The organism is Streptomyces sp. NPDC007983, assembly GCF_042958345.1.
GTDB lineage: Bacteria > Actinomycetota > Actinomycetes > Streptomycetales > Streptomycetaceae > Streptomyces.
Window position 1 is genome coordinate 721,749 of record NZ_JBIBJI010000004.1, and the last position, 10,525, is coordinate 732,273.

Consider the following 10,525-nt stretch of genomic DNA (forward strand, 5'->3'; position numbering starts at 1 on the left):
GCATGGACCTCGCTTTTGTACCCGTGTTACCTGCGCGTCCCGCCCCACCGGTGGTCGTCGAAGAGGTCGACGCCCTCGGGGTAGCCGGTGCCGTAGCCCGTGTCGTAGGCGTGGTGGTCGTCCTGGTGGCCGTCCAGCGGGCGGGGGTCGAGGTAGTACCACTCGGCCGTGGGGCCGGGACCGGCGGACGGGTCGGCCATCGCCTCCGGACCGGCGGACGGTTCGCCGGACCACGCGCCGGGCGCCGCCGCGTCCGGCCGCGGCGCGGGTTCCTTGGCCGCCTTCGGCGCGCTCAGTTCGTTCGGCATCAGCAGTTCCACCCGTACCCCGGGCGTGGCCCGCTTCTGCGCGACGAACTCCTCGACCTGGTTGCGGCAGGCGTGGTCCAGATGGGTGACGCCCATCAGATCGAGCCGGATCCGCCCCTTCCCGGAGGCGCCGACGGCTTCGAGCGCGTCGATGAGCTTCGGCAGCCGCAGGAAGGTGGCGTTGCCCTTCATGACGACCTTGGCGCTGTCGCCCTCGACGACGTGCTCGACGGAAGCCTGCGACATCCGCAGCGCGGCCAGCACGATCCCGGCCGCGAGCCCGATCAGCACCCCTTCGAGCAGCGCGGTGGCGACGATGGCGAGCGTGGTGGCGGTCATCACGAAGAACTCGCCGCGGTCCTCGTGCCACATCTTCGGGAACTGCTCGGGGGCGAGCAGCTTCCAGCCGCTGTGGACGAGGACACCGGCCAGCACCGAGATGGGGATCAGGGCGAGGACGTTGGGGAGCAGCAGGGCGAAGGCGAGCAGCCACAGGCCGTGCAGCGTGCGGGAGAGCCGGGTCTTGGCGCCGGACTGGACGTTGGCCGAGCTGCGGGCGACGACGGCGGTCATGGGGAGCGAGCCGAGGATGCCGCAGAGGGTGTTGCCCGCGCCCTGGGCGATCAGCTCGCTGTTGTACTGGGTGCGCTTGCCGTCGTGCATCCGGTCGACGGCGGCGGCCGTGAACAGGCTCTCCGCCGAGGCGATGACGGTGAAGGTGACGATGGCGGTGAGGATCGCGGGGTCGGCGAGCCCGGCGAACTGCTCGGGGCCCGGGACCTGGATGGCGGCCAGCAGATTGCCGACCTGGAGCGTCTTCACCTCGACCCCGGGGAGCGCGGCGATGACGATGCCGAGGCCGACCGCGACCAGCGCGGCGGGGATCTTCTTGACCGGCCCCGGCACCTTCTTCCAGACGAAGCTGAGGACGACCGTGGCGATGCCGAGCCCGGCGGCGATGGCCGCCTGCGGGTTCGCCAGGGTGTCGGCGATCAGCCCGGGGAAGGCGAGCATGTTCTCGATGGGCGTGCCGGGTGCCTTGTTGTCGGCCAGCGGATACGACTGGCTGACCATCAGCGGCAGCCCGATACCGGCGAGCATGCCCTGTACGACGGCGACGGAGGTGGCCTGGAACATCCGGCCGAGGCGGATCAGCCCCAGCACGATCTGCAGGATTCCGGCGCCCAGCACGATCACGCCGAGCATGGCGATGCCCTGCGCCTCCACCGTCTCCGCGACGAGCGCGGCGAGTCCGGCGGCGGGCCCGCTCACCTGGAGGGTGCTGCCCGGGGTCATGCCGACGACGAGGCCGCCGATCACCCCGGTGATGATGCCGAGTTCGGCGGGAGCGCCCGAGGCGACGGCGACGCCGATACACAGGGGCAGGGCCACCAGGAAGACGACGAGCGAGGCGCCGAGCTCGGTGCCGAGGTTGGCCCCGGCGAACAGGCCGCCCTTGGGGGCGCGCCCCTTGGCGCCGCCCCCGGCGCCGTCCCGCGCACCGGCACCCGCGCGGGTGCCGGGTTCCGCCCCGGTGGCGGGGCCGGCACCGGCCCCGCCACCGGGAGTTTGGACCATCCCTTGTAACGTCTCGAAACTTTCCGTACCCGGCCCGCTTGCGTCATCCGGTGAATGGGGCGGGGCATGGGCCGGGGATTGGGCCGGGGATTGGGCCGGCCAGTCGTCGACGTATATCGGTGACCCGGCCGCTCCCGTGGGCGCCCGGCCTCGCGCATGGCGTCCGGTCGTCATGAGTGCACCCGAAAATCGCCGTCCGCTTCCATTTCCCACAACTCGGCACTGTCGACCTGGTAGAACCAGCCGTGCAGCCGCAGCTGACCGTTTTCCCACCGGCGCCGGGCGGCCGGGTATTCCTTGAGTGTTTCGAGCTGATTACGGACATTCAGCTGGGCCAATTCCCGCAGGCACGGGTCCTCTTCGGTGGAGCCGAGCCGTGTGGCCAGTCCGGGCCGGGCGACGTCGAGCCAGGCACCGACTCCGGGCATCTGGGACAGATCGGCCCCGGAGGCCAGCGCCCCCATGGCGCCGCAGTGCGAGTGACCGCAGACGATGACGTCCCGGACGCCCAGCACCTCCAGCGCGTATTCGATGGTGGCGACCTCACCGGATACCAGGTGCATACCGTGCGGCGGAACGATGTTGCCCGCGTTGCGCAGCTCGAATATCTCACCGGGCCGGGCGCCCGTGATGAGCGCCGGAATGACGCGGGAATCCGAGCAGGTGATGAACAGGGCCTGTGGAGATTGCCCGTCGGCCAGTTTGCGGTATTCACCGCTGTCGAAATCGGCCCGGCGCCGGAACGAGCGGGCGTGTTCGAGCAGAGTCTGCATCATGCCTCCCTGACGGGTGTTTTCCACCGGATGCCATTCACCGTAGGGAGGCGTGCGCCAGACGAGGGTTAAACGAACACTAGAGCATTGCAAGTTCTTCCTCAATATTCGGAACCGCACTCGCAACCTTACAAAAACCGGGACGGGCATCCGGCGCTGCGGTAGACAGGACCCCATGACCGTACGAGCACTGCTGATCGAGGACGACGAGACGATCGCCGAGCCCCTTGTCGAGGGTTTACGGCGATACGGGCTGACGGCCAGTCACGTGGGTACGGGTACCGCCGGGCTGGCAGGGCCGTACGGGGACATCGTCCTGCTCGACCTGGGACTGCCGGACATGGACGGCATCGACGTCTGCCGCGGCATCCGGCAGGTCTCCGACGTACCCATCATCATGCTCACCGCGCGCGGTGAGGAGGCCGACCGGGTACTCGGACTGGAGCTGGGAGCGGACGACTACTTGGCGAAACCATTCAGCATGCGTGAGCTGATCGCCCGCATCCGCGCCGTGACCCGCCGCACCCAGCGCACCGAGCCCGCACCCACCGTCCCCCTGGGGGCCGGGCCCACCGTCGCTCCTCCCCCGCCGGTCTTCGAACCGGAACCGGCGCCCGCCCCGGCCCCGGCCCCGGTGCAGCACCAGACGCTGGAGGGCCAGGAGCCGCTGATCGTGGACCGCAGGACCCGGCAGGTGTGGGTGGGCGGCGCCCCGGTCGCCCTCACCCCGAAGGAGTTCGAGCTGCTGGCCCTGCTCACCGAGGATCCCGGCGCCGTGTACTCGCGTCAGCAGATCCTCGACCGGGTGTGGGACCCGCACTTCCACGGGCCGACCAAGACCCTGGACGTGCACGTGGCCACCCTGCGCCGCAAGCTCGGCGATCCGGCCTGGATCCAGACCCTGCGCGGCGTGGGCTTCCGGCTCGCCGTGCACACCGGAGTTCCGGAGGCCGCCCGGCCGTGACCCGTCGTCTGCTGCTCGGCTATCTGAGCCTCGCCGTCCTGGTCCTGCTGTGTTTCGAGATCCCGCTCGGCTACATCTACAGCCGGTCCGAGAAGGAGCGGGTCATCTCCGCGGCCGAGGACGAGGCCGAATCGGTGTCCGCGTTCGCCTCCCTGTCCATCATGGCGGGCCGGGAGGAGCGGGAACTCCCGTCACGGGTCGTGCACTGCGCCGAGCGCATCGGCGGCGAGGTGCTGATCGTGGCCGCCGACGGCGGAGTGCTCGCCGCCTCCCATCCGCTGCCCGCCGACCAAGCGCGGGACGTGACGTCCCGGCCCGAGATCGCGGCGGCGCTGGGGGGTCATGACGCGGTCGACGTACGGACCTCCACCATCGGCGGGGTCAGCTATCTCTCCATCGCCCTTCCCGTCACCCACGGGAACCAGCTCCAGGGTGCGGTCCGGCTCATCGTCCCCACCGACGCGGTGCACTCCAAGGTGCACCGGGCGTGGCTGCTGCTGGCCCTGGCCGGGCTGGTGATCCTGACCGGGGCCGCCGTGGTGGCGCTGATCTTCGCCCGCTGGACCAGCCGTCCCATCGTGGAGCTGGAGCGCTTCGCGCACCGGCTGGCCGACGGCAAGGCCCCCACGCCCGCCCCGGTGACGTCCGGGCCGCCGGAGGTACGCAGCCTGGCGGCCACCTTCAACCAGACCGCGGCCCGTCTCGCCCATCTGCTGGAGGCCCAGCGCGCGTTCGCGGCCGAGGCCTCCCACCAGCTCAAGACGCCGCTCGCGGCGCTGCGGCTGCGCCTGGACAACCTGGAACCCGACCTCGCCGAGCACGCGCGTCCCCATCTCACCGCCGCGACGACCGAGACCGAGCGGCTGGCCCGGATGGTCGGGGGGCTGCTGGCGATGGCCCGTATGGAGGAGGGCGCCGTGACGCCGGAGCAGGTCGACCTGGACGAGCTGTGCACGGAGCGGCTGCGCACCTGGACCCCGCTGTTCGAGAAGCACCACGCCCATCTCGTCCTGCGCGGCGTCCCGGTCGGCCACGCCCTCGCGGTGCCCGGGGCCGTCGAGCAGATCCTGGACAATCTCCTGTCCAACGCGCTGCGTTCCTCGCCGCTGGGCAGCACCGTCACCCTCGACCTGCGCCACCCCGGGCCGGACCGCCGCCATCTGCACCGGGACGGCCGCCCCACCTGGGTCGAGGTGCACGTCATCGACCAGGGCCCGGGCATGACCGCGGAGCAGCGCCGCCGTGCCTTCGACCGCTTCTGGCGGGCCCCCGACTCCCCCAAGGGCGGCACCGGCCTCGGGCTCTCCCTGGTCCAGCGGCTGGCCCACGCCAGTGGCGGCGAGGCCACGCTGAACGCGGCTCCCGGCGGTGGGCTGGACGCCGCGGTCCGGCTGCGCTCCCCGGTCAGGTCCGGCGGCCCGGGACGCCCGGCCAGAATGCAGCTGCGCCGCAAATCCGTCCCGGAGCCCACCGTCCATGCCTCCGTCTAGCCCCTGCTCAGGGGGCCTCTTCGTATGCCTCGCCGCCCAGTTCGAGACCGGCCGTCCCCGCGGTGGCGTCCGCCAGCCAGCCGCGGAAGGCCGCCACGTCCGCCTCGGGCAGCCCCACCTCGATGGTCACCGCCTCCGCGTACCGGACGTCCCGTACCACCCGGCCCGTCGCGCGCAGGTCGTTCTCCAGCTTTCCGGCCCGCTGGTGGTCGACGGTGACCGTCGCCAGCCGGAACCGCCGGCGGGTGACGGTGCCCAGCGCGTCCAGCGCCTCGCCGACCGCTCCGCCGTACGCGCGGATCAGCCCGCCCGCGCCGAGCTTCACGCCCCCGAAGTAGCGGGTGACCACGGCCACCGCGTACCGCACCTCGCGGCGCACCAGCATCTGCAGCATCGGTACGCCCGCGGTGCCGCCCGGTTCCCCGTCGTCGCTCGCCTTCTGTACGTCGCCGTCGGCGCCGATGACGTAGGCGAAGCAGTTGTGGTTGGCGGTGGGGTGTTCCTTGCGGATCCGCTGGATGACCTCCTGGGCCTCCTGCTCGGTCGCGGCGGGCGCGAGCGTGCAGAGGAAACGGGACTTGTTGATCTCGACCTCGTGCACGGCTTCGCGCGCGACCGTCCGGTACTGCTCCTGCATGCGGCCAGCCTACGTCCCGGCCTCTGCGCGGGGGACGGGCAGGAGTGCGGCGTGGGCCGCCGCGGTGAGCACCACGGCGGCGAGGGTCCATGAGATCCAGTCGCCCGGGTCGGGCAGCCACTGCCGGCCCAGTGCGACGGGGTAGATGACCGCCGCGTAGACGGCGGGGACCACGTGCCGCACGACGCCCTTCCTGGCGGCGCCGAGGAACAGCACCGGCGCCAGCAGCCCGGCGGAGAACACCACGCCCACGACCCAGAGCGCGCGGTGCCGCCGGCTGGTGTACATGGGAGTGTCCGAGGAGACGGTGGCGGGGAATTCGTTCACATTTACCTCTCGGCTATCGGTGTACCAGTCATGGGTATGGACACGGACACAGGCACGGTTCGATCATTTGGCCGATTTCTCACTCCCCGAACTCCAGTTCCGATGAAATGTTCGAGGGGATCGCTAACCGCCCGATTCGGAGCGGAGACAGCTGAGCGCGCGCCGCGCGCTCGCGGCTCCGATTCCCTCCAGACCGCGCAGCTGCCGGGCGGAGAGACTGGACAACCGTTCGACGCTGTCGACACCGGCCCGCAGCAAGGTGTTCGCCAGCCGATGCCCGAATCTGTCATGCCCCAGAACATCGAAGAGTTCACCGCCCTCACATGAACAACCGGCCTCCCGGGCCGGCATCCCCGGCCCCTTTTCCCGTACGCGGCACGCGGAGCACACATCGATCACCCGGCCATCCCGGAGCGTCCTGGCCCAGCTCAGCGGGACCATCGCCGCTCGTGCCGCGCTCACGCTGTCGGCCGCGTCGGATGTACAAATGGCGCCACAGATGTCACATCGAATGGTGATCAAATGGCTCATGTGAGCATGATGGCAGACACATCGCCAACGGGCTTTGCGCGTGGTCACTTTGCGGCCTCCCGGCGCCGCGCACAACATTCCCCGGATGTTGCGTCTCCCACCCCCGAAACCGTGGTACTCGGCGAATTGCTGCCCTTCGGCACATGCGTTTTTCACGGTGCCTTCATTACAAATGCGACTGTTACCGCGCCCGGAGGGGTGAAAACGTGAGCCGACAGTGGACAGCGCAGAGTCCGGGGGGATGCGCGCGCTGGGTGCAGAAAGCGTGAGGAAGCGTCTCGATTCATGTGAATGAGGCGAATGAGACGCACACACACCAGCGGTCACACCCCCTTGATGCCTGCCGGGTGCTGTCACGGAGCCCTGCCCGGGCTCACTTGACCGACAACGGGAACGGCTGGGTGATGACGATCAAGGCCACTGGGGACGGTAGGGCCGAAGGGACGGGCCACCGGAATCGGGGATGGCGCGTATCCGCGGCCGTGGGCCTGGCGGCGGTGCTGACCGGCGGGGGGATCGTTGCGCTGAAGGCGACCGGATCGCCCGCGCCCGGCGACTCGGCCCCCGCGGCGAGCGTCGCCTCGCACACCGGGCCGCTGACGTCGGAGGAGACCCGGGAGGCGTCCCGGATCGCCGTCGGCACCGCCACCGGGCAACGGCCCACACCCCAGGGCGAGAAGAAGAACACCGAGGACGAGAACACCAAGGGCGAGAGCGCCAAGGGCGCCGAGGGCGGGGAGAAGAACGCCGCGGGCGGTTCCGGCGCCGAGGTGCTGGACACCCGCCGTCCGCCGCGCGCCAAGTCGGCCGCCGCCTCGGCCCCCGACAGCGAGGCCGAAGTCCAGCTCTACGACTACGCCTCGGACAGCCTGATCACCCGGCTCGTCGATCTGCGCTCCGGCAAGGTCGTGCGCTCGTCCCGGCAGCACGACGTCCAGCCGCCGCCCACACTGGCGGAGGTCCGGCAGGCGGTGAAGGTCATCCTCGCCGACCGCCGGCTCGGCGACGGAATGCGCGCCTCCTACCGGGCGGAGACCAAGAAGCGGCTGACCTCGCCCTCCCAGCTGCGGATCCAGGGCATGTCGTTCCTCGGGTCCCGCGCCAAGGGCGTCAAGGGCGCCGAGCAGGTGTCGCGGTGCGGCACCCACCGGTGCGTACAGCTCTTCGTGCGCATCCCGGGCGGCAAGTGGATCGACACCAGCAGGATCGTCATCGATCTCTCGGCCCGGCGCACCGCCGTCATAGGCCTGTGAGGGGAGCTCAGTTCGTGTTCAGTTCGTTTCGGCGTGCCCGTGTGCTCATGGCCGTGGTGGGTCTGCTGACGCTGTGGGTGCCGGGTCCGGCGTCCGCCGCTCCCCGGAAGGCCCCGGCGACTCCCTCCTGTCCCGAGGCCGATCGCGTCGACAAGACGCTGAAGAACGGCGCCCGCTGGCAGATGTGCTGGAACATCGACCGCAGCACCGGTGTGGAGCTCAGCGATGTGACGTACACCCCCAACCGCGGCACCCCGACCCGCGTCCTGAAGAGCGCGTCGCTCGCCGAGGTGCACGTGCCCTACGACAGCGGCCAGCCGCGCTTCTACGACGTGTCGTCCATCGGCTTCGGCGACCTCGGGCAGGGCACGCTCACCAAGCTCTCGAAGGACGACTGCCCCACGGGCAAGCTCTGGAACTACCAGGACACCCCGGTGATGTGCAGTCAGGAGCAGCCGCGGCCGTTCGCGTACAAGAGCGCGGTGGAGAAGGGCGTGCGGCACGGGAGCGATCTGGTCGTGTTCTCGGTGTCCGAGATCGGCTGGTACGACTACATCATGGAGTGGCACTTCTCCGACGACGGTGCCATCACCCCGCGAGCGGGCGCCACCGGATCCCTCTCGCCGTTCGCGTTCTCCGACGCGACCAGCGGGTGGCCGACGGGCGTGGGCTCCCAGCGGTTCAGCGAGAACCACTCGCACAACATCTTCTGGCGGCTGGACTTCGATGTGAACGGCCAGTCGAACAACGTCGTGGAGCAGTACGACTTCGAGGGCAGCGGTACGACCAAGCGCACCATGAAGCGCACCGAGCTGTCCAAGGAGACGGGGGCGGATCTGGCGCCCGCCCGCTTCTGGCGGGTGGTGAACCCGGCGGCCGAGAACGACGACGGCCATCCCATGTCCTGGGAGATCGACAACCACGACAGCGATCAGTACCGGGGTCCGGGCGATATCGAGAAGTTCACGCATCACGACGTGTATGTCACCCAATACCGGGAATGCGAGCGGCTGGCCTACGGCAACACCGCGAAGGGCTGCGCCGCCTCGGTCGACAAGTACACAGGCGGCGAGAAGGTCACCGACCCGGTCGCCTGGGTGAGCGTCGACTACCACCACGTGCCACGGGACGAGGACCAGGACCCGATGCCCACGCACTGGCAGAGCTTCCGGATCGTCCCCCGGGACGTCACGGCGGCGAGCCGGCTGCCGTGACCGACCGGGCCCGCCCCGTCCCCTCCAACCGTCCATCCGCGGCAAGGAGTGCCCAGTGTTACACCGGCCCACGAGAACGTCCGGCGACGAGCGGCGGCCCACGGCCCGCCACGACCTCCAGGACCGCCTCCACGCCCTGGCGCGGGCCCATCAGGTGCCCGGAGCCCAACTCGCCGTGCACAGCGGCGGAACCGCCCGCGCCGTGCACACCGGAGTGCTGGACTCCATAACCGGGGAGCCGTTCACCGCCGACACGGCGGTGCCCATCGGCTCCCTCACCAAGTGCTACACCGCCACCGTCGTCATGCTCCTGGTCGCCGACGGCGATGTGGAACTGGACGACCAGCTCGGCGACCATGTGCCGGAGCTGCGGCGGGCCGGGCCGCCGTGCACGGTGCGGCAGGTGCTCAGCCACACCGCCGGACTCGCGTCCGGGCCCGACTCCGACCATGTGGCCGCGCTGACCACCGCGCGCTATCTGCAGACCCACTGCACCGACGGCACGCTGGTGATGGCCCCGGGGACCGACTTCTCCTACTCCAACGCGGGCTATGTCGCGGCGGGCCGGCTGATCGAGACGGTCACCGGGATGAGCTGGCAGGAGGCCGTACGGTCCATCCTGCTGGAGCCGCTGGGCACCATGCCGTCGTTCATCGGCGCACCCGGTACGCCGGGGCGGCAGGCCGCTCGCGGCCACTCGGCCAACAAGGCGTCGGGCCGGACCCGGCCGGTGCACCAGAACCTCGCTCCGGCGGAGGCCGCGGCCGGTGCCCTGAGGGCCAGTGCCCGGGACCTGGTGGCGCTGGCCCTGGCCCATACCCACGACGGCCCGGGCGGGTTGCTGCCGCCGGAGCTGGCGCAGGAGATGCGGCGGCCGGTGCCGGGTGCCGACCCCGGTGTCCTCGCCGACGGCTGGGGGCTGGGGTTCGCGCTCTTCCAGCGGGACGCGGCCACCTGGTTCGGGCACGACGGAAACGCCCAGGGCACCTCCTGCTATCTGCGGGCCGATCCGCACACCGGCACCGTGGTCGCCTTCACCAGCAACTCCAACAGCGGTGCCGACCTGTGGCACGAACTGACCGGCGAGCTGGAGGAGATCACCGGCATCCCGGTCCCCGGAGCACCGGCCCGGCCGCGTCCGGCCACCCCCATGACGCCTCCGGCCTCCCCCACGGCCGCGACGGCGCAGTGCACCGGGATCTACCTCAACGGCGACGTCGAGTACCAGGTGACGATGAGCGACAGCGGCACGCTCGCCCTGTCCGTGGACGGTGACGTCCCCGCGCCACTCGTCTGCCACGAGGACCTGACCTGCGACCTGGTGGACCCGTCCTCCGGACGCCGGATTCCCGGTGGCCGCTTCGTGCGCGACCCACGCACCGGAGCGGTCGACCGCATTCAGCTCTCGGGCCGGATGGCCCGTAAGAGCGCCCTCGTCTGAGGTTCACCA

At 70.7% G+C, this 10,525-nt stretch carries 10 protein-coding genes; 5 read left to right on the forward strand and 5 right to left on the reverse strand.

All coding sequences use genetic code 11. From position 1 onward, the window contains the following. Positions 1–26: 26 nt before the first annotated feature. Positions 27–1,886, reverse strand: coding sequence for a SulP family inorganic anion transporter (locus ACFZCY_RS16810; protein ID WP_391173537.1), 1,860 nt, complete (start codon positions 1,884–1,886; stop codon positions 27–29). Between the two features lie 170 nt (positions 1,887–2,056). Next, positions 2,057–2,659, reverse strand: coding sequence for a carbonic anhydrase (locus ACFZCY_RS16815; RefSeq protein ID WP_391173692.1), 603 nt, complete (start codon positions 2,657–2,659; stop codon positions 2,057–2,059). 175 nt (positions 2,660–2,834) lie between these two features. Here ACFZCY_RS16815 and ACFZCY_RS16820 point away from each other — a divergent pair, with 175 nt between their 5' ends. Together ACFZCY_RS16820 and ACFZCY_RS16825 are read left to right on the forward strand one after the other, a co-directional pair. Next, positions 2,835–3,623, forward strand: a complete 789-nt coding sequence (locus ACFZCY_RS16820; protein ID WP_391173539.1) for a winged helix-turn-helix domain-containing protein — start codon at positions 2,835–2,837, stop codon at positions 3,621–3,623. Then, entirely contained in the window at positions 3,620–5,113 is a 1,494-nt protein-coding gene (locus ACFZCY_RS16825; RefSeq protein ID WP_391173542.1) for an ATP-binding protein, read from the forward strand. The genes ACFZCY_RS16820 and ACFZCY_RS16825 overlap by 4 nt, the downstream gene beginning before the upstream one ends. Before the next feature lie 7 nt (positions 5,114–5,120). Here ACFZCY_RS16825 and ACFZCY_RS16830 read toward each other — a convergent pair whose 3' ends face one another. The 3 genes from ACFZCY_RS16830 to ACFZCY_RS16840 form a co-directional block, all read right to left on the reverse strand. After that, positions 5,121–5,750: a YigZ family protein gene (locus tag ACFZCY_RS16830; protein WP_391173545.1), complete on the reverse strand. Its 630-nt coding sequence runs from the start codon at positions 5,748–5,750 to the stop codon at positions 5,121–5,123. Positions 5,751–5,759: 9 nt separating this feature from the next. Then, complete coding sequence (locus ACFZCY_RS16835; protein WP_391173548.1) at positions 5,760–6,077, reverse strand: hypothetical protein; 318 nt, start codon at positions 6,075–6,077, stop codon at positions 5,760–5,762. Positions 6,078–6,200: 123 nt separating this feature from the next. Continuing rightward, the gene (locus ACFZCY_RS16840; protein WP_391173551.1) at positions 6,201–6,608 is read right to left on the reverse strand and encodes a helix-hairpin-helix domain-containing protein; all 408 of its coding nucleotides are present in this window, start codon (positions 6,606–6,608) and stop codon (positions 6,201–6,203) included. 482 nt (positions 6,609–7,090) lie between these two features. Between ACFZCY_RS16840 and ACFZCY_RS16845 the strand changes: the two genes are divergently transcribed. From ACFZCY_RS16845 to ACFZCY_RS16855, 3 genes are read left to right on the forward strand one after another with little or no spacing between them, the layout of a single operon-like run. Then, a complete protein-coding gene (locus ACFZCY_RS16845) occupies positions 7,091–7,861 on the forward strand; it encodes a hypothetical protein (RefSeq protein WP_391173554.1) in 771 nt (256 codons plus the stop codon). 14 nt (positions 7,862–7,875) lie between these two features. Beyond that, positions 7,876–9,075 (forward strand): copper amine oxidase, encoded by a 1,200-nt coding sequence (locus ACFZCY_RS16850; RefSeq protein WP_391173557.1) that lies wholly within the window; start codon positions 7,876–7,878, stop codon positions 9,073–9,075. A 55-nt stretch (positions 9,076–9,130) separates the two neighbouring features. Continuing rightward, positions 9,131–10,516, forward strand: coding sequence for a serine hydrolase (locus ACFZCY_RS16855; RefSeq protein ID WP_391173559.1), 1,386 nt, complete (start codon positions 9,131–9,133; stop codon positions 10,514–10,516). The last annotated feature ends 9 nt before the right edge of the window (positions 10,517–10,525 follow it).

Excerpts from the sequence above, each read along its gene's own strand:
- ACFZCY_RS16810 (WP_391173537.1), bottom strand. The coding sequence starts at position 1,886 with ATGGTCCAAACTCCCGGTGGCGGGGCCGGTGCCGGCCCCGCCACCGGG.
- ACFZCY_RS16815 (WP_391173692.1), bottom strand. The coding sequence starts at position 2,659 with ATGCAGACTCTGCTCGAACACGCCCGCTCGTTCCGGCGCCGGGCCGAT.
- ACFZCY_RS16820 (WP_391173539.1), top strand. The coding sequence starts at position 2,835 with ATGACCGTACGAGCACTGCTGATCGAGGACGACGAGACGATCGCCGAG.
- ACFZCY_RS16830 (WP_391173545.1), bottom strand. The coding sequence starts at position 5,750 with ATGCAGGAGCAGTACCGGACGGTCGCGCGCGAAGCCGTGCACGAGGTC.
- ACFZCY_RS16840 (WP_391173551.1), bottom strand. The coding sequence starts at position 6,608 with ATGAGCCATTTGATCACCATTCGATGTGACATCTGTGGCGCCATTTGT.